This window comes from Saltatorellus ferox (assembly GCA_007751475.1).
Taxonomy (GTDB): domain Bacteria; phylum Planctomycetota; class UBA1135; order UBA1135.
Window position 1 is genome coordinate 5,253,680 of record CP036434.1, and the last position, 26,771, is coordinate 5,280,450.

16 protein-coding genes are annotated in these 26,771 nt (G+C 65.6%); 11 read left to right on the plus strand and 5 right to left on the minus strand.

The window, feature by feature from the left end:
• The 3 genes from Poly30_RS18775 (at position 1) to Poly30_RS18785 (ending at position 6,327) form a co-directional block, all read left to right on the plus strand.
• On the plus strand, positions 1–1,743 hold the full coding sequence (locus Poly30_RS18775; protein WP_145200719.1) for an FG-GAP repeat domain-containing protein: 1,743 nt from the start codon (positions 1–3) through the stop codon (positions 1,741–1,743).
• Positions 1,744–2,065: 322 nt separating this feature from the next.
• Positions 2,066–4,453: a response regulator gene (locus tag Poly30_RS18780; protein WP_419190374.1), complete on the plus strand. Its 2,388-nt coding sequence runs from the start codon at positions 2,066–2,068 to the stop codon at positions 4,451–4,453.
• A 167-nt stretch (positions 4,454–4,620) separates the two neighbouring features.
• Positions 4,621–6,327 carry a VCBS repeat-containing protein gene (locus tag Poly30_RS18785; RefSeq protein ID WP_419190375.1) on the plus strand — a complete coding sequence of 569 codons (1,707 nt, stop codon included), beginning with the start codon at positions 4,621–4,623 and terminating at the stop codon, positions 6,325–6,327.
• 235 nt (positions 6,328–6,562) lie between these two features.
• On the opposite strand, the gene Poly30_RS18790 is transcribed toward Poly30_RS18785, so the two are convergent.
• Positions 6,563–7,549, minus strand: coding sequence for a hypothetical protein (locus Poly30_RS18790; RefSeq protein ID WP_145200728.1), 987 nt, complete (start codon positions 7,547–7,549; stop codon positions 6,563–6,565).
• Positions 7,550–7,977: 428 nt separating this feature from the next.
• Positions 7,978–8,829 carry a hypothetical protein gene (locus tag Poly30_RS18795; protein WP_145200731.1) on the minus strand — a complete coding sequence of 284 codons (852 nt, stop codon included), beginning with the start codon at positions 8,827–8,829 and terminating at the stop codon, positions 7,978–7,980.
• A gap of 797 nt (positions 8,830–9,626) precedes the next feature.
• Between Poly30_RS18795 and Poly30_RS18800 the strand changes: the two genes are divergently transcribed.
• The 3 genes from Poly30_RS18800 to Poly30_RS18810 all read left to right on the plus strand — a co-directional run bounded on the left by Poly30_RS18800 (position 9,627) and on the right by Poly30_RS18810 (position 13,029).
• Complete coding sequence (locus tag Poly30_RS18800; protein WP_145200734.1) at positions 9,627–11,039, plus strand: DUF1800 domain-containing protein; 1,413 nt, start codon at positions 9,627–9,629, stop codon at positions 11,037–11,039.
• Positions 11,040–11,181: 142 nt separating this feature from the next.
• Positions 11,182–12,321 carry a DUF1501 domain-containing protein gene (locus tag Poly30_RS18805; protein ID WP_419190376.1) on the plus strand — a complete coding sequence of 380 codons (1,140 nt, stop codon included), beginning with the start codon at positions 11,182–11,184 and terminating at the stop codon, positions 12,319–12,321.
• A 306-nt stretch (positions 12,322–12,627) separates the two neighbouring features.
• Positions 12,628–13,029: a hypothetical protein gene (locus Poly30_RS18810; protein ID WP_145200740.1), complete on the plus strand. Its 402-nt coding sequence runs from the start codon at positions 12,628–12,630 to the stop codon at positions 13,027–13,029.
• Positions 13,030–13,494: 465 nt separating this feature from the next.
• Here the strand turns inward: Poly30_RS18810 and Poly30_RS18815 are convergent, their stop codons facing one another.
• Together Poly30_RS18815 and Poly30_RS18820 are read right to left on the minus strand one after the other, a co-directional pair.
• On the minus strand, positions 13,495–14,475 hold the full coding sequence (locus tag Poly30_RS18815; RefSeq protein ID WP_145200743.1) for a prenyltransferase/squalene oxidase repeat-containing protein: 981 nt from the start codon (positions 14,473–14,475) through the stop codon (positions 13,495–13,497).
• Between the two features lie 62 nt (positions 14,476–14,537).
• Positions 14,538–14,732, minus strand: a complete 195-nt coding sequence (locus Poly30_RS18820; RefSeq protein WP_145200746.1) for a hypothetical protein — start codon at positions 14,730–14,732, stop codon at positions 14,538–14,540.
• A 76-nt stretch (positions 14,733–14,808) separates the two neighbouring features.
• Here Poly30_RS18820 and Poly30_RS18825 point away from each other — a divergent pair, with 76 nt between their 5' ends.
• The 5 genes from Poly30_RS18825 (at position 14,809) to Poly30_RS18845 (ending at position 24,427) form a co-directional block, all read left to right on the plus strand.
• Entirely contained in the window at positions 14,809–16,770 is a 1,962-nt protein-coding gene (locus Poly30_RS18825; protein ID WP_145200748.1) for an arylsulfatase, read from the plus strand.
• A 25-nt stretch (positions 16,771–16,795) separates the two neighbouring features.
• Entirely contained in the window at positions 16,796–17,158 is a 363-nt protein-coding gene (locus tag Poly30_RS18830) for a LysR family transcriptional regulator (protein ID WP_145200750.1), read from the plus strand.
• A 179-nt stretch (positions 17,159–17,337) separates the two neighbouring features.
• Entirely contained in the window at positions 17,338–19,989 is a 2,652-nt protein-coding gene (locus tag Poly30_RS18835) for a carboxypeptidase-like regulatory domain-containing protein (RefSeq protein WP_145200753.1), read from the plus strand.
• 152 nt (positions 19,990–20,141) lie between these two features.
• The gene (locus Poly30_RS18840) at positions 20,142–20,852 is read left to right on the plus strand and encodes a hypothetical protein (RefSeq protein ID WP_145200756.1); all 711 of its coding nucleotides are present in this window, start codon (positions 20,142–20,144) and stop codon (positions 20,850–20,852) included.
• 269 nt (positions 20,853–21,121) lie between these two features.
• Complete coding sequence (locus tag Poly30_RS18845; RefSeq protein WP_145200759.1) at positions 21,122–24,427, plus strand: sigma-70 family RNA polymerase sigma factor; 3,306 nt, start codon at positions 21,122–21,124, stop codon at positions 24,425–24,427.
• Between the two features lie 262 nt (positions 24,428–24,689).
• On the opposite strand, the gene Poly30_RS18855 is transcribed toward Poly30_RS18845, so the two are convergent.
• Complete coding sequence (locus Poly30_RS18855; protein ID WP_145200765.1) at positions 24,690–26,375, minus strand: DUF262 domain-containing protein; 1,686 nt, start codon at positions 26,373–26,375, stop codon at positions 24,690–24,692.
• Positions 26,376–26,771 lie beyond the last annotated feature (396 nt).

Consider the following 26,771-nt stretch of genomic DNA (forward strand, 5'->3'; position numbering starts at 1 on the left):
ATGGGGCCATCGAAGCCAAGGGGAACGTCGTTCCTCAGCGCCGGCTGCGCACTTTTCGGGCTGTCCGCGGCGGCCGCCGGGGCCACGTCCACCATCGACGGCGTGGTCGAGTTCACGGAAACGCGTGTGAGCGTGAGCCGCCGCGGCGTCACGTTGGCGCTCCGCGACCTCACGGGGGACGGCGCGCTCGAGCTGATACGCATCGACGGCAGTGGCGTGCTGGTGCGCCAGCTGCGTCCTTCCGGCGTCTATGCGGAGACGGGAACCCTCTTTCCGTGGGTCGATGCGAACGTGGGCTGGGACCTGGCGGACCTGGACGGCGATGGACGGACCGAGATGCTGCTCGTCACGGACGGCCGGTCGATCACGTCCATGACCTTCGACGAGGCCGCGGGCTGGAGCGAGCGCGCGAAGCTCTTCGAGACGGCGACGTACCTTCCGGCGGGCGTCGCGCGCGTCCCGTTCGCGCGGGACATCGACGGCGACGACCGACTCGACCTCGTTCTCCCTGGACCGGGACGCTTCCACCTCCGCATGAACCGCGGCCTCCCCGCTGGTTCCGGCGAGACGGCCTCCGGGGCCAGCACCCCGGGGACGCTCGCCTGGTCGCCCCCGATCGAGGTCGCCTACGAACCCGAGATCGACTACGACCTGGGAGATCCGAATCGGCTCTCCTCGACGTTCGGCCAGAACATCCGCGTTCCGTGGTTCAGCATGTCGGACGTGGACGGGGACGGGACGCAGGACCTCGTGAGCGAGACGGAGGAGCGGGTCGCCTTCCACCTGGCGCGCCCGGAGATCGAAGCCGTGCCCACCTGGGAGCTCGACCTTTCCGAGCTGAAGAACGGCGCGAGCGTGAGCGACGTCGACCTGGACGACCTCCTGAGCGTCGTGAGCGGGTTCGCCCAGTGGCGGGTCGAAGACCTCGACGGCGAATTCCCGAAGGACCTCGTGATCGGCTCGGAGGGCACCTTCAAGATCTACCTCGGCGGCGCCGCCACGGGCATCGTGAAGAAGCCCGACCAGGTCCTGAAGGCGAGCGGCAACGTGCTCTACTTCTTCGTGCGGAACGTCACGGGCGACGCGCGCCCCGACCTGCAGGTCGTGCGCGGAGAGCGCGTCTCGCTCGCGAGGCTCTTGAAGTACCTCGTCGTCCCCGGGCAGCTCGACTTCGATGTGTTCACCTATGGCAACGAGGACGGACTCTTCGCCAGGAAACCGACGAAGCGCACCACCCTGGGGCTCCGGGTGCCGCGCCTCTTCAAGCTGTTCGATGAGTTCGACGAGATCGCGAAGGAGCTGGAAGCCCAGTGGGATATCCCGGCGCGCCGGATCGACTGGGACGGGGACGGCCAGGAAGACGACGTCGTGGATGAGGTGGACGGGCAGCTTGTGGTGTACAGGAACTGCGCTCCCGGAGAGCAGAAGTTCGAGAACCTCACGCTCAAGTCTGGCATCGACGGACTCATCGAACGCGTGATCATCCAAGACCTCGATCGCCTCGACGACGGCGGCGAGAGCGTGATCGATCTGGGCGAACTCGATGCCTTCGCGGTCGCCCCTGGGAAGGCACTCAGGGATGCCACGAGCGGAGCGGCCGTCGCGGCGAGAGCGCCGCTCTGGGCAGGAAAGGACGACCGGCAGTTCCGGGCGACGGACCTCGACGGCGACGGGCGAGTCGACTTCGTGACCGTGATCGACGGCGAGAAGTCGCTGCAGGTCCAGTTCCTCGTCCGGAAGTAGTTCGGGTAGGGTCAGCAGCTCGGATTCTGCGGAGGAGCCGCGAATTCCGGGGTCCGTCCTCAAGGGATTCCCCTATCGGCTCGATGGCTGAGATGGCTCCTCGTGCTCGCGGGGCCCCATCCATGATTTCCAGCTCCTCGATCCCGAACGGCCCTGCGCCGGCCAATCTGCGGGCCCACGGGCCCTCGGGTGCGGCCATCGCATTCGTTGACTGCACAGCTGCTTCCAGGCCGGGCAGAGATTCAGTGGATCGCGAGCGGAACGAAACGAACCAGGGCGTCCTTTCCGAAGTCCTCCCCATGTCGGCTCGGCGGCGATGGCGATGCTGAAGAAGGACTCCATCCGCCGCAAGGTCAACTTCGCCGTCCTCGGGACCACGACGCTGATCCTGTGCCTGACTTCCGCCATCCTCGTCACCCGGCACGCGCAATTCTCCAAGCGGCGCGCGCTCGAGTCGGTTCGGGTCGCGACGGCCAGCGCGGGATACAACTGTCGCTCCGCGCTGGAGTTCCTCCAGGACGATTACGCCATGGAGGCGCTCTCAGCGATCAGGAACGACGAGAGCATCACGGGCGCCTGGGTCTTCAACGCCGACGGTGAATTCTTCTCAGGCTGGTCGACGGAGGGCATCGCCCAGACCGCTGTGCTGGAGCAGATGGGAAAGGTCGAGGAGACCGTCGACTCGACGCTTCGACTGGTGCGTCCCATCATCAAGGACGGATCGACGCTCGGCTGGATCCAGGTGGAGGCCGACCTTTCTCCGCTGCGCGCCGTGATGATCCAGAGCCTGCTGGAGGCCCTGGCGGTGGGCTTTTTGGGTCTCGTTCTGGCCTGGACGCTGGCGCGCTGGGTCTCTCGCCGTATCTCGGAGCCGATCCTCGCGATGGCCGCCGCCGCCGAAGCGATCACCGAGGACAGCAACCTCGCCCGGCGCGTGGACGTCAACACCAGGGACGAGATCGGCGCGTTCGCGAAAACGTTCAACCGCATGCTCGACCGGCTGGAGACGAGCGAACAGGCTGTCCAGGCGCACCAGCTCACGCTGGAATCGCGCGTTCTGGAGCGCACGCAGGAGCTGGAAGCCACGAACGTCGAACTCATCCAGGCCAAGGAGATGGCCGAGGAAGCTGCGCGCGCGAAGGCCGACTTCCTCGCCAACATGAGCCACGAGATCCGCACGCCGATGAACGGCGTGATCGGCATGACGGGGCTGGTGCTCGACTCCGAGCTCGACGGTGAGCAGAGGGAGATGCTGGAGACGGTACGCCGCTGCGGCGACCAGCTCCTCGAGCTGATCAACGACATCCTCGACTTCTCCAAGATCGAGTCTGGCAAGTTCGAGGTCGAGGCCATCGACTTCGATCTCCGGGATATCGTCGAGGATCTCGGGGACATCTTCGGGCCGCGCTACCAGGACAAGAACCTCGAGCTCGTCACGCTGCTTCCGAGCGACGTTCCCGGACATCTCGTCGGCGACCCGACGCGCATGCGCCAGGTCCTCACGAACCTGCTGGGCAACGCGCTGAAGTTCACGGAAGACGGCGAGGTCCACCTCCACGTCGGCGTGGTCTCGTGCAGCGACGAGCGAGCCAAGCTCCGCTTCGAAGTCCGCGACACGGGCATCGGGATTCCTGCCGATCGTATCGGTGCGCTCTTCGAGGCCTTCACCCAGGTGGACGCCTCCACGACGCGACGCTTCGGCGGCACAGGGCTCGGGCTCGCGATCTGCAAGGGACTCGTGGGCGCCATGGGCGGCGAACTCGACGTCGAGAGCGTCGAGGGCGAAGGAACCACGTTCATCGTCACGCTGGAGTTCGAGCGCAGCGCGAACGGCGCGACCGCACTGCGGCCCCGCGCCGGCCTCCTGAAGGGGAAACGCGCCGCTTGCCTCGACGACAACGAGACCAACCTCTTCGTACTGAAGAGACAGCTGGAGTCGTGGGACATGGAGGTCGTCGCCTCGGGGGACCCTGTCCGCTTCGTCGACGAGCTTCAGGAAGTCCCCGACATCTTCGTTCTCGACTTCCACATGCCGAAGATGAACGGTCTCGAGGTCGTGGAACGCTTGCACGGCATGGAGAAGTTCAAGGACGTCCCTGTCCTGATGCTCACCTCCGTTTCGTTCCAGGGCAGGGTCAAGGAGCTTCGTGCGCAGGGCATCACCGAGCAGCTCCGCAAGCCGGTGAAGCAATCCTCGCTGGAGTCGAGCCTGAGGGAGATCCTCAGCGATGACCCCAAGGACCAGATCCGACTCGTCAAGTCCACGAGGGAGACCTCAGCGACGTCGGAAATGACTCTGCATCAACGTTCCAAGACGCGCATCCTCATCGTCGAGGACAACGCGGTGAATCAGCGCCTTGCGAAGGCCATGCTCGACCGTGCAGGCTTCCACTGCGACATCGCCAATCATGGGGAGGAGGCGCTCTCGATGCTCAGCCAGATGCCGTTCGACCTCGTGCTCATGGATTGTCAGATGCCGGTGATGGACGGTTTCGAAGCCACGCGAGCCATCCGCGACCGCGAGGCCAAGTCCGGCCAGCACATTCCGATCGTCGCCATGACCGCGAACGCGATGGAAGGGGATGCGGAGCGCTGCCTGGCGGCCGGAATGGATGCTTACCTGAGCAAGCCGATCTCGGCGGCCCGCCTCTACGAGACGCTGGACGAATGGTCCGGCGGCGCTCCACCCCGGTCGAGTATCGGCGCCTGACGGATCGGGTCCGCGGGCAGGAGCACGGGGCTCTTGGCGGGCCACCGCGGATACGCCCACTCTTCGGGCATTTGATATTTCCGGAATTATTCACCTTGCCCTCCAGGCGGTGGCTGGCAAGGATGCAGGGGTCTCATCACTTCCCCCCCCATCCGGAGATTCCATTCATGCGCATATCGCAACTCGCCCCGATCGCCTGCGGTGGCGTCCTCGCCGCGATCAGCTCCGCCCAATCGGAAATCTATTCGATCCTCGACCAGCCCACGCCGACGAGTGTTGGGTTCGCCATGGTCGCACTCGATGACATCGACGCTGACGGCGTCGCGGATTTTGCGGCCAGCGCCCCAGGCACCCAGACCGTCCTTCAGGGTGGCGTGGCGTCGTCCGGGGCGATCCGTGCCTACTCCGGTGCATCAGGGGCCCTGCTCTGGACGGCCTATCAGGATCCTGGCGATCCCGAAGGTTCCTTCGGATACCACATGTCGTTGATGGATGACCTGAACGGTGACGGCATCAGGGACATCGCGGCCTCCCGAAGCGGTAGTTTCGTCGAGCCCGATGTGACCTCCCGCCAGCTCTTCTTCTCCGGTCGTGACGGCGCGGCGCTCGGCGCCACCGCGCCGCTCCCGGGCCCTTCGCGGACCGGTGCCTCGGTGAGCGTCACGGACGTGGATGGAGACGGCCTTCTCGACCTGCTCGTCTCGGAAGTTCCCTACGGCAGCACCCAGGCGCTCGGGCTCTACTCGTCGGCGACCGGCTCGAAGCTTCAGAGCTGGCAGGCAGGCGCCCCCGGTGAGAACTTCGGGGTCTTCCCCGTCGAGATCGGTGACGTCGATGGCCTGGGACTGCCGGATTATCTCACGACCGTCAGGACCTCCCCAGGCGGTCCGATCGCCCTCGAGAGGATCTCCACGGAAACGGGTGGGTTCCTCCCGCGCCTCCCTCTCCTCCCGGCAGACCCCCATATCATCCACGCGCTCGAGCCCTACATCGACCTGGACGGGGACGGCCTGGATGACCTGGTCCTGAGCTATCAAGAGGGCCTGTTCTCGAACCAGCAGTCGGTTCTCCGTGCGATCTCGTCAGCGACGGGCGCGACGCTCCGAGAGTACCGCTTCCCCCGCTGGATCGGTCAGGCGCCCCTGGCCATGGTGGGCGACTACGACCGGGATGGCGTTCCGGATGTCGCGGTCGGAGCCCCCTTGTTCCAGAGCGTTCCCGATCCGACGGTCGCGGCCAACGGCGGAGTCTTTGTGATCTCCGGGCGCACCTGGATTCCGATTGGCCGATACGAAGGCCCCCACCCCCGTATCCAGCTGGGAAGCGCACTGATCGCCGCAGGTGACCTCAATGGCGACGGAGCCGGGGACCTCGTCGCCACAGGCCTCAGCAACACTCTGTTCGGCATTTTCGTACCCGGGCAAGTGGTCGCCATCGCGGCGCCGCTGGAGGTCACCTACACGTACTGCAGCTTCGCACAGCCGAATGCCACCGGCGCGACGACTCGACTCGAAGCCAGCGGCTCGACGTCGGTCGCCGCGAACAGCCTGGTGATCGGTGCACGGGACGTGACGCCTTCCGTGTTCGGCTACCTCCTGGTGAGCTCCGCGCCCCAGCTGTTCCCCCCGGCCGGGCAAGCGACGCAGCTCTGCATCCAGGGCCCCGTCGGTCGCCTCCTCCAGCCGGGCCAGGTCCAGCAGTCCGACGCCTCGGGTTGCTTCGACGTCGCCATCGACCTCGGCAATATCCCGACGCCCACGGGCTCCTACGCGGCACAGCCGTTCTCGACCCTCTACTTCCAGGCATGGCACCGTGACGGGGTTCCGCTGGGCTCCAGCTTCTCGAACGGGCTGGGCGTCGCGCTGATTCCCTGAGAGCCTGCATGGGCCGATCCGCGGGGCAGCCCCCTACGATCTCGCGAGTGATGATCTGCGCCAGCGCCGGCGCCAGCCCGATGCGCCGGCGCGCCCACGGCTCCCCGGGGCGCGAATCACGCTCAGCTCGCGGTCACTTCGTCAGAGTGACCTCCACACAGCAGCCTGGAGCGTGCCCTCGCCCGTGCCCTCCCGCCCCACCGATGCAGCACCTCGCCACCTCGTTGGAAAGTCGCTACTCGTCCTGCTCGCCCTTCACCGACTTCGGCAAGCCGGCCCGAGCAGACCCCCACCAGTTCCGCCAGGCACTCGCGTCAACGGATTCAGGCTGAGAGGGAAGCCCCGCGGCTGCCGCTTTTTCCTGAACATGGGAAGTGAATCGAGCGCGCCACTCTTCGAGCTTCGCCGTCGCCTCGTCGAAACGGTGGAGCGCGCCAGCGATGCGGCTGTTCTCCCGGTCCTTCCAGGCGTCTTTCGAGCCTTGCCACCCTTTCGGTTTGCGACCGGGCCTCTCACGCTCTAGCTTGCGGCGCGCCTTCGAGCGCTCGTCGAGCTTCTCTTCCAACTCGCCGAACAGGGCCACGACTTCCCCGATCGCGGGTACGGTCCCGAGCCCGAAGAGTCCGTCGACCAGTGGAAGCGCGTCATCGCTGAACAGGTAGAGCCGCGCGAGTTCGCCGAGTGGCTCCGAACAGCGGTCATCGCGCCACCCCAGAAGCGCCTCGGAAACGGCCTTGGTGTAGGCAACCAGCTCCCGCAGGTACTCGGCCTTGACCTCTAGCAAGACACCCAGGCGCTCCAGCTGTTGAACGGCGTCGTCGTCGCCGACTTCGGGCACCTTGGCAAGCACCTTCTGAAGCTGCTCGTCGGACTTCTGGTAGGTCTTCTCCATCTCTCCGGCTGCTTCGACCAGCGCCAGGAGCGCGGCTTCACTTTCCTTGCGCTTGCCCAGTAGCGTCGCGGCGGTCGCCGGCACCCCCATGGAGTCGTCCTCGAGCCCCCTCTCCAGCGCAGCCACGACCTCATCCGGCGTGGCGGTCTCTGCCGGCACCTTGGCGATCTTCTCCAGAATGAGGACCCGGCCTTCGGATTCTTTCGTTCGACGTAAGTCGCCGAGAAGACTGTCGAGATCCTGGGCCCCCGCGGCCCCCGCGCCCGCTGCGCCCGCGAGACACACGATCACAGGGAGAAGGCGAGGGACGATTCGGAGCCGATAGCGCATGACGGTGTGATCAACCAGTGAGAGGACTCCACTTCGCTGGAGCGGTGCAACGCTACCACGAAGGTATCGAAGAGTCATTGGAGCGCTCCGTTTCGTACGCGGTCACGGGCTGAAATCGGTCTCCACGACATCGTGAGGCCTGCACGCCGCAGTCCAGCCAGCCAACGACCCGCGTGATGAGGCGACGCGACGAGCGCCGGCGGGGGCTTCCCGCCGAGCACGGAGTGCGCGAAGTCGATCATCCGACTCCGGATGGGGCGACACATGCGCTTCAGCGTCGTCCGGCCCACCTCATCGTTCTTGAACAAGTGCCAGATTCGGAGGACGGCGCCGATGTCGAGAGACTGGACGGTTGAGCGCGAGTGGCAGTTCCCGGTGGGGAGCGAGGCAGTCGGGGAGGGACATGGAGAGGGTGCCCTACCGCCGGATCAGCGGAACTGGATTCGCAAAGCGTTGCCCAGACCCGTCACGAGGGGCATCGCCGGATCGCGGTACCACATCTGGACGTAGAGGGAGTCGCCCGACCGTAGCGCGCGTGGACCCACGATCGTGGGGACAGCGCCTGGATCGATCGTGAACGTCAGCTGACCCGACGCGTCCGCGGCGGGCACCTGGCCCGCCGGCAGGTAGCGAAAGAACGGCCGTCCAAGGCAGAAGCCCTGCATGGGTCCGATGGAGACGGGGGCCGTCGGCCTGGCCGATACGAGGGGAATCGCGGTGCTCAGCGCCGGGAGTCCAACCGCGGCGAAGGTCGCACCGCCAGCCGTCAGGTCTGCGCTGCCGACGAAGTACATGCCCACGGACGCAGTCGACGTGGGCGAGTCCGACGGACAGATCGTCATCTGCTCACCTCCGAAGTTGTGTTCCATCCGGCGGACGACGACGCTCGCACCCGTCACGCTGCCTTGAACGAACTGCGAAAACCTCGGGAATCCAGGGCTCGTCGAACCCTGGAGCGTGAGCACCGGAACCCCGTCGACCTGGAGCGTGGCGAGGTCGGTAGCGGTGTCGATCTCGAGCCGGTAGTTGCGAAAAGGCGAGGTCGAGCCGATCGGGGCCGACGCTGCCATCGATCCGTGGGAGGTGCTGGTCGCGTAGCGATTCGTGAGGAGCAAATCGGTGCTTCCGATTTGGAGTTGCCAGTCCCCCGGCGTCCCGGGATGGTCGAGGTGGAAATAGACCGGCAAGCCGCCCGAGCCGGGCTGTGTCAGCGCGAGTTCGACCTCGAAACGGAGCACGGACGGGATCGGATCATTGGAGAACGAAAAGTCCTGGCTCATCCTCGCGGCGTCGGCCGGCCTGGCACTGGCATCCAGCACCACTCCTGCGGGACTGTAGGAGACCACCGCCTGGGATGGCCCCTGGCTCGCGGGATATACGCCGGTGGAGAGCTGCCACGGCGGTTCGGCGCTACCGGGAGGGAGTCCGGCAGATGCGTCGTACGACACATCTTGCCAGGCATCGGCGGAGGAGCTGAGAAAGAGGACGGAACCGGCAAGAACCAGGCCGCGCAACAGCGAGAGCCGTTTGGAAACGTAATGCATATCGATACCAGTGGTCTGGAACAGAGGTCCCATTCCCATGTAAGAGCTCCATTCCAACCCTGGAAGGGCGCGTTGACGAAGGCGTAGCCGTTCGTTCCGTTGAGGAAGCGCAGCGCAGCCAGCAGCCTGTTGAGAAACAGAGGTTTGTGGAGTAGTGGCGTCCGATTCCGAATCAAGGCGAAGTCACTTCCTCATGGTTGGATGCCATTTGGATAGTTACTTCCACGCAGAGTCGGGATCGGACGGCGCTGCTCCGCGAATCGCTGTTTTTCAACAGGCCGCCAGGGCTCGAATGGGGCCATACATGGGAAAGGGACTCCTGTTTCGGACCATTAGTCGGCTCGATCGACCCGGTCACAGCTCGTCGGGCAGAAGCCATGACGAGCCCGGAACCTCGCAACGGATAGTTCCCCAACGAGGGCCCCGAGCACACGGAAGCGACATGAGCCCTATCGGCAGCCCCATTTCCGGGGGAAAGTGAGTGGCGGGGGCAGCCGCACGGGGTCCCTCTCGCGAACGCCTCCTGCCATCCCATGCGATGCCTCCCCCAATCCGTGGCGCCCCAGCGCCTCTCTGATTCGCCCCCAGACCTGGTCCCTCTTTTGCTCGCCCGTGCCACGTTCGGTTACACCCCCGAGGAAGCCGGGCGGGTGCGGAGCGTGGGTCACGACGCCTGGCTTGCGGAACAACTCCAGCCGGAACGCATCGACGACTCCGAGCTCGACGCGGAACTCACGCGCTGGCCTTGGCTGGCCCGTGACATCCGCTTCACGATCGGAAAGGAGAAGTTCGACCCACGACAACTTCGGTCCGAGTTCAAGGGGATCCGCCTCCTGCGCGCCGTGAAGTCGAAGCGACAACTCCTCGAACGCGCCGTGGAGTATTGGTCCAATCACTTCAGCGTCTACATCGGCGCCCTGGCGCGGATCTTCGACGACTCGGCGGCGTGGCGACCCCATGTGCTGGGACGCTTCGAGGACCTACTCATCGCGGTCACCCGGTCGCCGACGATGATCTTCTACCTCGACAATCACTCCAACACCGCAGGGGCCGCCAACGAGAATCTGGCCCGTGAGATCTTGGAGTTGCACACGTTGGGATCCGACGGCCCGTATACCGAGTCGGACGTACGTGAGCTGGCGCGGGCACTCACGGGCTGGACCTTCGAAGCCGACAAGGAGTCGCCGGACTTCGGCGGTTACCGGTTCGACGAGTCCAGGCACGACGCAGGGCCAAAGGAGATCCTCGGGATCTCCTTCCCTGCAGGCGGTGGCGACCAGGATGTGCTGACGGTCCTTCGGCACCTGGCGAAGAAGCCCGAGACGGCGGACCACGTGGTACGCCGCATGGCCCGGTGGTTCCTGGGAGTACCAGTGCCGGATGAGATTGTCGAGGACGGCAAGGGACGCTGGTTCGAAACGGATGGAGACCTCCGGGAGGTGCTCCGAACGCTCCTCAGTGAAGCGGCCATCGCATGCCTGGCCGCCGCAGGACAGACGAGCTTCCGCCGCCCCCTCGAGTGGTTGACGGCGGTGTACCGTGGGTCAGGCGCTGCCTTCCCTGAACCAGCCCATGCCCACCGGCTCGCACAGCGCTTGGGTCAAGCACCCTACGAGTGGTACTCCCCGGACGGGTACCCCGACGACCGTGCGAGCTGGGTGGGCCTGATGGAGCCGCGCTGGGCCGCGGCCTCCGAGATCGTTAGAGGTTCCGCCCAGGCCGGGCAGGCCGCCCTGGCCACGCTGGGCCAGGTCGTCGCGTCGTGCCCGCGCGAGTCGTGGGCCGCGCGGCTCGACGCCCATTGGACCGGCGGGCGCCTCCGCCCCCAAGAAGTGCACGAGATCCAGGCCTACCTCGACGCGTTGCCCACGGAGACTCCCCCCGAAGCCGCCCTCGCCGACGCGTGCGAACTCATTCTCACTTGCCCGAGCTTCCATGAAATCTGACCCTCCTTCGCAGGCTCACCCAGCCTCGACGTGGACCCGGCGATCGTTCCTCTGCGTAGCGGGCGCAGCGGGCGGTGCGGCGATCGTAGGACCACCGTCGTGCAGCCGCCCCAAGCCTCGTCGGGGCTCCCATGACACGCTGGTGGTCATCTTCCTGCGCGGCGGCATGGACGGGTTGAGCCTGGTGGTGCCCTACGGCGACGACCTGTACTACAAGCGTCGGCGACGCATCGCCGTTCCCCGTTCGAAGGTGCACGACCTCGATGGGTACTTCGGTTTGAACGACGCGGCGGGGGCCCTACTGCCACTCTACGAATCGGGGCGTCTGGCGATCGCTCAGTTGGTGGGCCATGTCCAAGCATCGCGCTCCCACTTCCAATCGATGCGGCACATCGAAGAGGCCAACGCCGAGATCGGGACGCTCGGCAGCGGCTGGATCGCTCGGCACCTGGCTCACACGCCGGCGAGCGGCACGGGTCCCGCGCGGGCCATCGCGTTGCAATCGACACTCCCACCTGCACTCCAGGGTGGGCCGGCGACCGTCCCGGTCCCCAGCCTGGCGAGCTTCGGCTTCCGCGGACCTGCGTCAGGTCGATCCGCTCGCATGGCTTGTTTGGAACGGATGTACGCCTCCGCCCCGGAGCCCCACCGCAGCTCGGGCGTGGCCGCCCTCGGCCTCGTCCACGAGCTCGCTGCCATCGACTTCGTCCACCGCAAGCCGGCAGGGGGCGCGGAGTATCCCAAGGGCAAGTTCGGCCGCGCGCTCTACGAAACGGCGTCACTCATCAAGAGCCGGACGGGGGTCGAGGTGATCGAAGCGGACTTTGGCGGATGGGACGACCACCGGGACCTTGGCCCCACCGACGGCGCATTCGCCGCGCGGGCCCACGAACTCTCCGAGGCCCTCGGCGCCTTCATGACCGACCTTGGCGACGACGCTGAACGCGTCACGATCCTCGTCCTGAGTGAATTTGGACGCGGCGCGGGCATGAACGGAAGCGGTGGGACCAGCCACGGCCGCGGGGGCACCGCCTTGGTCCTCGGGGGCGCCCATGTGCAGGGCGGGAGAATCCACGGAGCATGGCCTGGCCTCGGCAGGGACCAGCTCGACAACGGTGCGATCCAGGTCACGCTGGACGTCCGCGACCTCCTCTCGGAAACGCTGAGCCACCGCCTGGGCACGTCGAACCTCGACGCGGTTTTGCCGGGGCATAGCCCCACGCCCTTGGGGATCCTCAGTCGGCCGTCCAAGTGGTCCGGAACAGAAGTCCCTTTCATATGAATGGCCCCATTCGAGCCCTGGCTGCGTTGCGTTTCCTCAACGGAACTACGGCTACGCCTTCGTCAACGCGCCTTGCCAGGGCTCGAATGGAGCTCATACATCTGAAAGGGACTTCTGTTCCGGACCACTAGAGGCTACGGGGCAGGCCTTTCCAGGATGCCGCGCGACCCTCGCCACCACAGGCTTCAGCGCGGCACAGCTTCGGGGCCCCAGGGGTCGCCCGAGAACGGTCGTGTGGCCAGTCGTGAAGGGTGCTAGCGAGGGATCGGGCCTCGGCTATCATGGTGTGGACAGTGAGCCTGCGCGATGAATGACCAGCATGAGCCAAAGCGATTCCAGGGCCGGAGCCCGGCCCCGCAGAACGACCGGCCGGGCCGGATTTCTCGGATCGTGATCGTGCTGCTGGCGTACTTCGGCTTCGTCGTCGTCGGCCTGGCGCAGATGCACTCCATGGGTGCCTGGCCCTTCGCGGCCATCGCGCCCGGGCTGTCCCTGCAGGTCTGGGTGGATGATCTGGCCGCGTCCCACGATCTATGGCCGAACGGCGCCATTGGAGGAGCGCTGATGTGCGGCCTGTCCGCTCTGTACTATGGGAGCATCTACTGGTCCGCGGGACGAACCGCGGGCAGGAGAGCCTATGCGCCGGTGGTGGCGATCGCCGTGACGACGGTGCTGCTGGTCCGCTACCACATGACGCTGCGGATGTAGCGGACCTGCTGCAACTCCGCATGTGCGCGACCTTCAGCAGAAATCCCTCGCCCCGGCAGCGCTCATGGGTGAAGCGCGGCGAGTCGGTTCCTGACACCGCACCTCCCTGCCCATGGGAAGCGGCGCTCCTCGCATGCGACCGGTAGGCGCGCCCGCACGTCATCGACCCACTCGCGGTAGGTTCAAGGACATGCAGGCAGTCGACCCCATCGAGGAATCCTCCGAAGGCGCCTTCGAGTCCCAGGGGTTCCAGGGCGCGATCTCGGCCAGTTCCGCGCCACGGACGTCAGCCTATCGGCGCCAGGAGGCGCACGGCAGCCCGTGGTCGTCACGGCCTTGGACATGGAGATCTACGGTCTTCCGCAGTTCCGACGCTGAAGCCGGCGAGACGTGGGCGGCGGTACCGACCCGACACAGCTGACCTTTTTCCCTCGGGCCGGGGCCGTCCGTGTCCGGCCCGTCCCATCAACGCAGGCCGACGATGCGCGCGTACCGGAAGTAGGCGCTCAGCGTCATGACCCCGAAGGCCGTTGCGCGGGCCTCGCCGAATCCCCGCTCCGGAAGGAAACTGCCGCGCAGCTCGCCCTTCAACACCTGCCTCGGCAGGACGGACGTCTTGATGCCCACGTTCGCCTTCTTCCATATCTCACCACCGCATTGATACGCGGCGAACGTGATGAGCAGTCGCGACTCGGGATCCAGCGCGTCCCAGAGATCCGGCACGTCCATCAGCTTCGCCATGGCGGTGATGGCTGGCTCATCCATCGACTGCGCCGCCGTCGGTCCCTGGACCATGAAGCCGACCAGACAGCGGAGCGCGACCTTGCCCCCATCGAGATGGGCAGGGTCGCCTTCGAGCGACACCATCCGCTGGAGCGCATAGCGCGCCGCGATGAGCTCCACGCTGTCCACTGGCGCTCCCGACTCACGCGCTGAGACCAAGGCAATGGCGGCCCATCCGGTCGCTCGCGCTGTCCCGAAGCCGCCATCTTCGCGCTGAGCACCCAGAAGCGCGCGGACAGCCAGCCCGCGAGCCGCTTCGCCCTCTTCCCACGCCGACTCTCTCTCCACGAAGATCAGCTCCGAGATCGCGTAGGTGGCCCACGCATGGTCGAGCAGCTCCTTCTCGTTCCTGAGCGAGGCCACGTCGAAGACACCGATGCAGCCGGTCTCGGGATCCTGCTGGGCGAGCAGCCAGCGAGCGGCTTTCCCGACCGAGTCCTTCCACGGCCCGGCGGCTCGTCCGCTGCCGTCGCCGATCATCGACAGGAGCTGCAGCGACGTGACGCCCACAGCGCCGACTGCCTGGTCGCCCTGCCAGGAACCGCCCGCCGACTGGCTCTGAACGATGCGTGGAAGATCGGGAATCGCATCGTCCTGCTGAGCGTAAGCGAGGGGAAGGACGGCGAGGAAGAGCGGCAAAGCCGCAAGCGCCTGGTTGATCATGACGGGGATTCTCCACGGGCCGGAACGCGACGCGCCAGAGAGGGTTCAACCCATCCAGTGGATCAGTCCACGAAGGTTACCGCGAGAGCGTCGCTGAAGAACGACGGAGCCCCCTGTCGCCCCTCGACCCGTCCGGGTCGACTTGCCTCGCCCACCGCTCGACAGATCAGAGTGACCACCACCGCGGCCTGGAGCGCGTCCGCGACCCCGCCCATCCCACCCGTGCAATATTTCGCCATCCCGATCGAAATTCCCATCCGCCGGTGGTGGGACGGCAAGTAATGGCACGGCCTCCCTCCGGACTCTGTTCTTTGGAACTGATAGGCTCGGGCCATGATGAGCTCGAGCCGCCGAGGGGCACGTCGATGGTGCTTCATCCTTCCGCCATGCCTGACCGCCCTCCTCATGGGCGGAGGGCTGTGCGCCTCGGAACAGGCCCCGCCGGAAGCCTCGCCAAGGGAGTCGCGGCCCAACGTCCTCTTCATCCTCTGTGATGACCTGGGCTACGGAGACCTCGGCGTGCTCTTCCAGAATGAGCGCCAGGAGTCGCGGCGCCACTCCACGCCGCACATGGACCGTCTGGCGAGGGAGGGGCGGATTCTGCTGAGGCACTACTGCCCCGCGCCCGTTTGCGCGCCTTCGCGTGCGTCGCTGATGTCAGGTCAGCATCAGGGGCATGCGTCGATCCGCGACAACCAGTTCGACAAAGCTCTACCCGAGGGCCCCAACATGGCGAGCCTTCTGCAAGGCGCCGGCTATCGGACGGCACTCATCGGTAAGTGGGGTCTGCAGGGCAACGGAGAGAGCCCGGCGACATGGCCCGCGTATCCCACGAAGCGCGGCTTCGACGAGTTCTTCGGCTACGTCCGACACCGCGACGGGCACTCCCACTACCCCGCCCACAAGACCGAGGCGCGGGGCAAGATGGAGCTTTACGATGGCCAGGAGAACGTGTCGGCGCAGCTCACCGGATGCTACACGACGGACCTCTTTACGGCCCGTGCGAAGAAGTTCCTCGCGGAGCGGGCAGCCGCGGAGTCATCGCAGCCGTTTTTCCTGCTCCTCACCTACGACACGCCCCATGCGGCCCTGCACGTACCGGCGGCACCGTACCCCGAAGGCAGCGGCATGAATGGCGGCGTCCAGTGGCTCGGCGAGCCCGGGGCGATGATCAACACCGCGGCCGAGCCGATCGATTCGTTCCTCCACCCCGACTACAGAGGCCAGGAATGGACGGACTCGGAGAAGCGTTTCGCCACGATGGTGCGGCGCCTCGACGACGGCGTGGGCGACCTCATGCAGACGCTGGACGACCTGGGCTTGACGGAGAACACGCTGCTCGTGCTGACGTCGGACAACGGGCCCCACAACGAGGCGTACACGCCGGGCCGGAGGTACGGCGCGGATCGCTTCGACTCCTTCGGCCCCCTCGACGGAATCAAGCGCGACGTCTACGAAGGCGGCATCCGGGTGCCCACCATCGCTCGCTGGCCAGGTGAAGTCCCGGCCGGTTCCAGCAGCCCCCGTATCTCGCAGTTCCACGACTGGCTACCGACTCTCCTGGAGCTTGGTGGAGCCCGCGCGCCCTCAGGGACGGACGGCGTCAGCATGGCGGCGGACCTGCGCGGAGACGAGCAGTCACCCGTGGGAACGGTCTACGTCGAGTACACGGCGGGCGGCAAGACGCCGGGCTACGAAGAGTTCGACCCACGCAGGCGCGGCGCGAAGCGAGGCCAGATGCAGGCGATCTACCTGGACGGCTACAAGGGCGTCCGTACCGACATCCAGTCCCACGAGGATCCGTTCCAGATCTATGAGACGCTGGGGGACCCGGGCGAGTCCCATGACCTCGCGGGGACGAGCCCCTTCTTCGAGCGCTTGAACATCAGCATGCGCAAGGAGGTGCTGCGCATACGCCGACCCAACCCGTCCGCGCCGCGGCCCTACGACCACGTGCCGATGCCGTCACTCCGGCCCCACAGGGAAAGCCTCGACGAAGTCCTGACCTCCATCGAGCGCGAAGTCCTGTCCGAGACACGCGACACGAGTTTCGGGCACCAGACCCACGTCTCCATCCGCACGACAGGCCGCTACACCTTCCACCTCCACGCTCCCGGAGGAGCCGTCTTCCGTCTGCATCGCGCGATCATGATCGACAGCGAGTCTCAACCGAGCGAGGAAGTCCGCACCGCCTCCGTTCTCCTCGAAGCCGGCCAGCATGTTGTCTCGGTAGACGGCCAAGCCCTCAAGGGCCGGCCTGCGTTCGAGCTTACCTGGGAAGGACCTGAACGCTGAAGGGCGAGCACTGGACCGAGATGGCATGGCCGACCCTCATGCTTCTCTTCGGTCCTGTTCGTGGGGAGCCCTGACCGGTCCCCTTCCGATCAAGTCACCGGAGACCGCCATCGGGGCGGCGCTGTTCGTGCGCCGCGGCCGGCATCTCGACCCCACGGCTACGGGAGCTCTGGTGCTCGAATACGCCGAAACCATCCTCCGCTCGGGCGAGGAACTCACCAACGTGCTTCGCGGCCATGCCCCGACTCGAACGCGCACCCTGCGCGTGGGGATCGTCGATGTGATGATGAAGCTCGTGGCGTTCCGCCATCTCGAACCGCTGCCTCGTTGCCACCCTTCCATCAATGCGATATATCGCCATCCCGCTTGTAATTCCTATCCGTTATGACCGTCCGTTTTTGCCCAACCTACCCAGGGCGAGTCGCGAGATGAGAAACGGATAAGTACTCCATGCGGGGTGTCTCCACATTCACGGGGGTAGCATGAACGCCGTTCTCGCAACGCTCCCCCGCACCTTCCAGGCGCATTCGTACCTGGCACCGTAGCAATCAGCTATCGTCCCGTCCGATGAAGTCCATCCTCGCTCTCGTCGCCGTGCTCGCGGTCGCCGGTCTGCTGCTGCTCGCTCCATCCCGCTCAGGCAGCGAAAACGACGCGCTGAACTTGCCGGCCTCTCCGGAGGTGTCTACGGGCCTTGGGGAGAGCGCACTCACCGCGCTCCGTAGCCCGAACGTTGCCGCCAGAGGGGAGAGGGCGCCCGTGCAAGGTGCGTCCGGAGCGGAGCCAGCGGATGCCGTTTCCCCAGAGCTCATCTCAGTCACGGTCCGAGGAGAGGACGGACTCACGGGTGAGCCTCTGCCTGGCGCTCCCTTCCACTACCGAAAAGGGTCCGAGAGCTGCACCGGATCCTTGGGTCCAGACGGGACCGCGCAGCTCGAGGTCCAGCCCGGAACAAGGCTGTACGCATTTCGACTGATGCGCACCGAGGCCTACGCGGGTTCCAAGCCCCAGGCCGTTAGCACGACAGCTGGAGACAAGCCCGAGGTGGTCCTCCAGAGCCTCGTCGGCGGCGTGCTCGAGGGCGTGGTCGTGGACGCGCAGGGGGAGAGCGTCCCTGGGAGCGAGGTCCTGGTGTGGAACTATCTCAACGTGCAAACGGATCCTGACGCGGTGGCCATCGCCGACTTGGACGGGTCCTTTTCCATCCCCCATGTGGGCCCAGCGTTCGTGGCGAGTGCGCGAACCGAAACCCTCGCCGGCGTCCGAGGCCTCAGGGGCGAGATCGATGCCACAACTCGCTGCGAGGGATTGAAGCTCGTGGTCGGCCCCACCGAAGTCTTCGAGGGAACCGTTCTAGGTGCGGCGGACGCTCCCCTGGAAGGCGCGCACCTCAAGCTCAGCTCGGGGCTCAACTCACGCTCGTCGAGGGACTCCACCTCGGTCCACGGCATCACCACCTTCAGGAACCTGGGCGGAGCCGTCCGTGAGAACTTCGTCACCGAAGCCGACGGCGCGTTCCGACTTGAAGGAGAGCCGAAGGGCCACATCCAGGTGCGCGTGGAGGCCCCCGGACACGTGGGCGATTGGCTCACTTTCGAAACCAAAGAAAGCCCCGTGACCATCCAACTCGACCAGGGCCTTGTGCTGCGCGGACAGGTGCTTCTCCCGGGTGGCCAGCCCGCCGAGGGTGCCCTCGTCCGCTACTCCCCCGCGCCGACCAACACCGGGGTGCAGTCCAACAAGCAGACGACGGGCGCGGACGGCGCGTTCACGCTGACAGGGTTCGATCCAGAGGACCGCGACGAAGCCTTCATGACTGTGTGCCTGGAGGGCCATGCGGTCGCTGGCGTCGAGCCCCCGGTGTTCGATTCCGGCCAGGGGGAGAGCAACGTGGTCCAGCTGGAAGCGGCGCAGCCGCTCGCCGGAATCGTGCGCCACCCGAACGGCGAACCCGCCGCCAACGTACGCATTGAAGTCGACGGCGGCGGACGCTTTGAGGCGTACAACCCATTCGTGGGAGAGACGAGGACCTTCGAAAGCGCGGCGGGAGTGGAGACGGTCCAAACGGACAGCAATGGGCACTTCACCTTCCTGTACCGCAGGAAGGGCGCCGCGAAGCTGAAGGTCTGGCCCACAAGCGATCGCCAGAAGTGGATCAACGTCGAGGTACCCAGCGAGGAGGACCATGTCGAAATCACATTGGATCCGGCGCTGGCGCGAAAGGTCGTGTTGCTCGGGGTCGTCGTCGATGCGGCATCCGGAGAGCCGATCCCCAAGGTTGCGCTGCTTCCGTGGATCAGCAGCTCTGCCACGGGCTATGCGCTGGACACCGATGAAGGCGCGTTCGAACTGACAGGCCTCGAGCCCGGGCGAATGAAGATCGAAATCAACGCCGAGGGTTACGCAGACCAGGAAGTGATCGAGAAGGACTTTGCCAACGGCGATCATGACCTGGGGACCATCAGGCTTCAGCCCGCGGTCCACGCGAGCCTCCTGGTGGTCGACCTCGAGGGAGCGCCGTGGACGAGCGGGGGGCTCAGGGTGCTCGATGCGCGCGGAGAGGTCGTCATGCTCAAGAACGACAGCGGCATGCAGAGCAATAGTCAGCAGCTGCACGGCAAGCCGCTCCACCTCCGGGGCATACCTTCGGGGCCGGTCACCGTTCGGGTCACCGCAGAGGGAGCCGATCAAGACGTCGCCTTCGACCTCTCGCAGATTCCCGACGGAGAGATCGCGCGCATCACCGTCGAACGGCCGGAGCCCCCCCCACGGGCGAGCTTGGTGCTCATCCCCCTGCGGAGGACCGCGCTGGAGAGTCCGGAGGAGTTCATTGCCGACCTGCAAGCCGCGCTAGATGCCAAAGACCAGGCCAAACTTGCCAGGACCGTCGAGGCTCTCGTCGCAGCGGGACCGCGCGAGGACATCACGATCCGCGCCGTCTCCAAGGAAGGATATGACGCCGGTGCCACGGTGTCGTGGAACCCGGAGACGGCCGACTTCTCGACCTCCTCGCACGCGGTCACCAGCAGATCCACAGGCTCGTCCACCTCGACCTCCAGTGATAGCCCCCACATCCCCTTTCCTTTCGTCCAGCTCACCGTTCCGGTGCACGAGGGCGCCGTCGAATTCGAGGTCTTCCAAGGCAAGACGAAGGTCCTCACACAGACGGTGACGATCGACACGTCTGAGAGCGATCAACCGATCATTCTCTGCTACTGACGCGTGATTCAGCCGCGATGACGGCTCGCGTTCGAGGGGGCGGAGAGACGCCGCGCTGACGGCCTGGGCGTTCGAACTTCCGTTGGAGCGCACTCGTGGTTCCCTTTCGCGAATGGCGCGGGCTGGCGGCCCGTCCTGGAATCCTGGTCGCCATGCGGACCCCCGACCGCCCCTACCTCGTGATCGACGACTTCCTCGATGAGGAAGCCTGGACGGACGTCTGGTCGATGCTCCAGTTCGCCGACTTCGCGCCGGTGTCCCGCACGAAAGGCGCCTGGAAGCTCGACGAAGGGATGCCCCTGGGGAGCCAGGAGATCATCACTCTGCCGCGGTCGGCCGAGCTTCGGCACGACCCCGAGCGACCGGACGTATTCCCTAGCGAGCCAGCGCTCGATCACGTGCTCGCCGCGCTCTTGGCCGGATCCGCTGAATTCGCGGCGTTCGTCGGGGAAACCTGGGCCCACGTCACGGCGAGGGCGTACGTCTACCCGCGCGGGTCGGCTCTCTCCGTCGCGTCGGGGTGGGAAGAACTCATGATCGTGGATGAGGTTCTATGGGAAGAGAGCCCTCTTCTGCTCACGCGGTTCCCCCGATCCGACTCGGCAAACCACGATTTGTCGAGAGATTCTGCGTCGAGACGCACCAGGAAGACTCGACCGGCCATTCCTTCCACGATCGGGAAAGACGTTCGCTCCCCGACTCGAACGCGCACCCTGCGCGTGGGGATCGTCGATGTGATGATGAAGCTCGTGGCGTTCCGCAGTCTCGAACCGCTGCCTCGTTGCCTCCCCCTCCTATCAGTGCAATGTTTCGCCATACCGCCTGAAATTCCCATCCGTCGTGCTTCAGCCCGTAGGTGGTGACGACACGGTTCGCTGGATCGGCTGGCGCCGCGGCCGGTTCGGGATCCGAGGTCTACGTCGACTCCGTCGAAAGAAAGCTGGCGGTGCCGAGAGGTCCGGGGATCAAGAGCAGGAGGGTGGGGACGATCACGCGGTCACTCTACGAGACCGCGCCCCGGACATATCAGCACCACCGCTTCAGGAGCGGCGACGAAGATTCGCACTCTTTCGATATCAGAGCAGAATCCCGTAACGTTCGCCGCGTGGCTTCGTCAGGGCTGCGACCGCCCATGGATGACCTGCTCCCCCAAGACGAACGACTCGACCTCTGGCTCTCCAGCGGAGAGACCGAGCACCTCGCCGACCTGTTCGATCGGACCGCGCCTGCGCTGCTGCGGGTGGCCATTCACCTGGTCGGCGACCTCTCGCGCGCCGAGGATCTCGTTCAGGCGACCTACCTGCGCCTGATCCAGCGTCGCCAGCAGGTGGAGAAAGGCACGCGCATCGACGCGTGGCTCCAGCGCGTCCTGAAGAACCTGGTCATCGACGAACGCCGGGGACAGGCCCCCGCTCTGCTGGACGCCAAGGCCTGGCACGTCCTCGAGGAGAAAATGCCCGTGGATCGGCCCGCGCTGCGACGGGAACTCGAAGCCCGAGTCGCGGCCGCGATCGACGAGCTGGGATCGCCCTATCGCGAGGTGCTGATCGCACGACTGCGACATGGTGCCAGCGCCGTCGAGATCGCGCACCTGCTCGATCGAGCGCCCGGCGCGGTTCGGACGCAGCTCCACCGGGGGCTGGAGCTCCTGCGCGCGCGGCTGCCCGAGCGCGAGGCGCTGGAAGGGATAGTCGCGCTCCTCGGGATACCCGGCCAAGCGGGCCTCGAAGCGCTCCGCTCCAGCATCCTTCAGGAGGCGCGCGCCTTCGAGATCGCCGCCGGATCGGCCATGGCCAGCTCCTCGCTCCCCTTCCTATCGATGCTCTCCTTGAAGGAGTCCACAGCTGTCGTTCTTTCCATGGCGGTGGCGCTGCTGGCGGCGGTCGGTGCGCTCCGGGCGCTGGGCCCGGGGGGTCCCGTCACGGCATTCGAGGATGCCGCCGAGCCCGTCACGCCGGTCGCCACGGCGCCCGGGCCAACGGAGGCGACGACGGCCTACGTCGAGGTCGCGTCTTCCGCAAGAAGGACAGCGCAGGAGCCTCGCCCGAGCTACGTGGTCACGGGCCAGGTCATCGACGCGGAAACGGGTCAGCCGCTGCCCGGGACGAGCGTGCGCGTGATACGCCCGCCGGCGTTCACGCGGAGCGGCTCTCATGTGGATCTCGTTCGAGAGTACCCTCACCTCGTCAGGAACAGTGGTGACGGCGGATCCAGCTCTGCGATGGGCAGCGACTGGCCGCTTCCCAAGCACATCGCGGCGGGCGCACTCGCCATCGCCCTCGACGGACGGAACGAGATCCTGAGCGAGGTAGAGACCGACAACGACGGCCGGTTCAGCATGGCCGCGATCGAAGAGATCGCGGCCTCGACGCTGCTGGAGTTCGAGCACCCAAGCCGAGGTGTGCGCCTCCGCCCGACGCCTTCACCTGAAGAAGCCGAGGACTCAGATCTGCGGGTGGAACTGTTCGAGACCCAACTCCTGACGGGCCAGGTGGTGGGCGAGAACCAGCACCCGATCGCGGTATCGATTCCCCTGTCCATCAGCACGAGTCGTCTGATCGAGAATCCCGTCCTTACGGAAGACGGTTTCTACGAGCCGACGTCCGTCGAGACGCTCGATAGCCAGCTCGTCCAAACCGAAGCAGATGGGACCTTCACAGCCACCGTGTTCGGCGATTACGGGTCCGTCAGCACCATCGCACCGGAGGCCTCGGACGGCGCATCTTTCAACTTCACGAAGGATCAGGCGGCCCTGCGCATCGAGCTGAAGCCTCGCATGCGACTGCTCTTCGTCGACGCTGAGCTGCGTACCCCCATGGAAGTCCTCTTCCTCACTCTGACCAGCGACAATTCCGATTGGACCTACCTCAGCGGCCAGCACTTTCTGCGGGGCGGTGTCCTGCCGCTCGATCACACCTGGGGCTATCTCCACAACGAGTCGCCGATGACGCTGACCGCATGGACCGCCTCCCACGCCCCCACGACCCTGCGCCTCCACGATATGACGCAAGCGGTGGACATCGAGGTGGCGCTGGAGATGGGCACGACGCCCAGGCTGGATGTGCGCATCGTTCGCGGGGAGCAACCCATCCAAGGCGCGGAGGTCGCGTTGATCCCGGCGCGAGTCTACAGATGGAGGCCAGAGCAGCTCCGTCAGCCGCTCACGAGCGCGAGGACCGGTGCCAGCGGGTTCGCGAAGCTCCATGGGCCGGAAGGCGCCTACCTCCTCCAGGTCATCGAGCGGCCGGACTCTCCCGAGGACGGTGCGACCACGGTGAGCGGCGTCGAAATCCCGAGCGCTCCCCCGTTCACGGTGGATCTCGATACCCTTGCGACGATTCATGTGCAGGCCCGCGTGGAAGGCGCTGCGCCCGAGGCAACGATCGAACTCGTTCTCAAGGGGCCGGATGGGCGGATCACGCAGCCCACGCTGGACGACACAGGTGAGCATGAGCTGACCGGCCTGCCGCCGGGCGCTTACACCCTTTCCGTCATCGACCAAGAGACTCGCGGCGCCTTTCCTGGCCAGGAGAACCGCGACCTTGAACTCGCTCCTGGCCAGCGACTCGAGCTGTTCCTCGACCTCACGCCGTTCGAGCCCGTCGGCTGCCGCCTCCTCCACGGAAGCGTGAAGGACTTCAGCAGCTGGACCGCTTCGCTCGACGGCCGCACGGAGTGGCAGCCGATCGCGGCGGACGGGCTTCTTCCCCAGCCGGCTCTGTCCGATCACCAGCGATTCCATATCGATACCGGAGAGGGCCGGCGCTATCAGTTCGACCTGAAAGACCCCGTCGGCGATCCGGTGGAGATCCGGCTCGATCGAGGGGCGCTGGGCTACCGCGGCACGCTCACCGACCCATCAGGTAGTCCGCTCGCCGATCACTGGATCTGGGCCTGGCCAGAGGTCGACACGATCGAGCCGCCTCTGCCCAACGTCGGTGCCAGAACGGACGCGGCAGGCCGCTTCGAGCTACGCGATCTCGCATCGACAGGTTACGTCCTGCAGGTGAAATTGCCGGAAGAGACCAAGCGCACATGGACCTCGGACAAGTTGGGCTACTCCTTCCTTCCGCTCGAGCTTCCGGACGCTTCGGGCCGCGGGTTGCCCTTGCGCATCGACCTCCCCGAGACCGAAGTCGGACCTGGCCTCCCCGTGCAGGGCACTCTGGTGGATCAGAGCGGAGCGCCGGTGCGCGGCCACGTCTTCGCGCGCGTTCATCGCCTGAATTCCTCGGGCACGCTCCGCATCCACGACAACGGGCGCAGAGTGAGCTGCGACGCTGCGGGCCACTTCGAGATCTACCTTCCTGTCGGTGAATCCTGCGTGGTCGAGGGTGTAGCAGAGCGGTCTCGCGGCGGCATCCCGCCGCGCGCTCGAGAAGAGGTCTTCCTGAAGAGCGAAGCGGACCTGCCTTCGCTGCGACTCGTGCTGCCCTGAGAGCATGCCGAGGCCGCTCAGCAGGGCAGCCCGTACGGTCCTGCAGGTGATGGTCTGGGAAGGGCGATGTGAACCCCGTAGCCGAAGAACCAGACGAATCCGGTCACCAGATGCACCCATAGCCACAAGTTCCGGAGGTCGGGCGACGTCGCGGTCTGCAGCAGCACGCCCGAGAACACCATCGGAGCGAAGAGCAGCGCCAGCGTCAGCCCGGTGCGTCGGCGCGCCCAGGGCTTCCAGGAACCGCTGATGACGCTTCACATCAGTCGAACTGGATCTTCCAGCGCTGGCACGCCAGTTCTCCGAGCCACGCCTGACGAGCACGGATGGCAGCCGGACCCCATTGCTCGAACTCGGCTGCCTTCCTCGTGATGGACAGAGAGGAGGTCCTGAACACTTCCCTCTTCCTGGAGAACGGTGCGTTGCCCAGGTCACGGTTGCCACCCGCTGCTAGCAGCGTCATGTTGCCGAGAGCAGGCACGAAATCGCGCCATGAGCCTCCGGTGAATTCGTCAAGCCAGCCCTCTCCCGGATTCTTCGGAAGCACGTGTTCCAGAGTGAGCTCATCCGAGGCCAGGGCAAGGTCAGGATTGCTTTGCCGCTCCAGCTCCGCGAGCAGCCACCGAGCTTGCTTCTGTGAGCGTTCGGTGGGCAGCTTGAAGGCGTTGAAGTCGGCCTGAAACTCATCATCGGTCGGATGCATGCTCTGCAGTCCGACCTTCATGGACCGAAGACTCCTCAAGTGGCCTGAAGAGACCTCCTGCGCCAGACGATGATAGATGGGTTCTTGTTCGTTTCCGGGCCTGCGCCCAATGACCTTGAAGCGGATCGACACCACGACGATGTATCCGAGGACTTTGGTCCACTCGGCCGGTTCGAACCTGGAGAACGCTGCGAGCAATAGCGGGTCAGGTTGGCGAATCCGGAAGAGCTTGAGGGCTTCCAGATAGGAAGGTGCACCCTCGAAGCCAGGCTCGTTCCAGAGTTCGCTGGTGGGCTCTTGAATGGCCGCGTACACATCCACGCTCGACCGGAGACGATTGAGATACGCATGGGCAGATCCTCGGTCAACGACCTCTCGCTTGATGCGCTTGAACAGCGAGAACTTGGAAGCCGAGACGTTTCGACTGTTCCACTCTGCGCGAACGAATCGAGGAAACTCGTTCTTACCGAGAGAGCTCGTGATCTCCGCCCATGACGTTTCCAGCTCGTCCAGCTCCGCCTCGTGCAGCTCATCGGCTCGATCGATCATCGAGAACAGGAAGTTCTTGATGAGATCGGGGACCGAGAGCTGCACGCCGCGTGCGTTGAGGGTCTCCAAGACGCGATAGGCATTGAGGTCGTTACCGACTTCGATCGTCGTGAAGAGCAACGCGTCGATCATGGTCTCGACGAATTGCGCGAGCTCCTCTCCTGTGGGCTGAGTCAAGCGAGCCTCGAAGAACAGGACAGCATCCCGCAGCAAGCGACTCGAGCGATTGACATGGGTCAAGGGCATGTCCGCCAGGCGACACACGAATCGGTCGAAGTAGCGGTCGTTGTTTCGATTGAGCGATAGCTTCGGATTCACCTGAAGTGAAACGGGATTGACCGCGCCGATGAAGGAGCCCATGAGGGCTTCGAGTCGCTTGGCATTGCTCTCCGGTTCACGCCCGGCGTCGATAAGACCCTTGAGTCGCCGAAGGACTGCGATGATGATGATCGAGATGGTGGTAAGACGCTGCTGTCCATCGATGATCGAAAAGTGCCTCGGCGACTCTCCCTGCTGGAGGACCAGGTAGCCCATGTAGTGCTGAGCGTCGCGGTCTGGGTCCGTTAGATCGTTCCAGAGGTCTTCCCACTGCTCCTCGCTCCAGGCGTAGTCGCGCTGGAACCGTGGCACGGAGTACTGGACACCATTGCCCATGATCCTGCGGAAGCTCTGATTGGACGTATCGAAGGTGGCCATGGCGTCAGCATAAGATTTTCGTCGGTCATTTGCTGCAGGGATAGGAAGTCCAAGAGGGGTGTCGACACGCCCGCTCCCGGGACCGGATGGTCCACTCGTTCCTGCGGCGCGCGTTCGTGAACGACCCCGTGGAGCCACCGGACGGATGGCGAACGAACACTTGCATCATGCGCACCTGGCTGGCCATCGCGACCTTCACGGGAAGCGAGATGGTCGCCGTGCAGTACCTTCAGCTCGGCTACTGGTCCTACGTCACAGGTTCGGTGCCAGGAAGAGCATGCGGAGGCCGGTCCACCGGGCAGCCCCTACGGTCTTGCGGGCCCTACGGACTTGCAGGTGATGGTCTCGGCAGGGCGATATGGACGCCGTGGCCGAAGAATCAGACGAAGCCGGTCA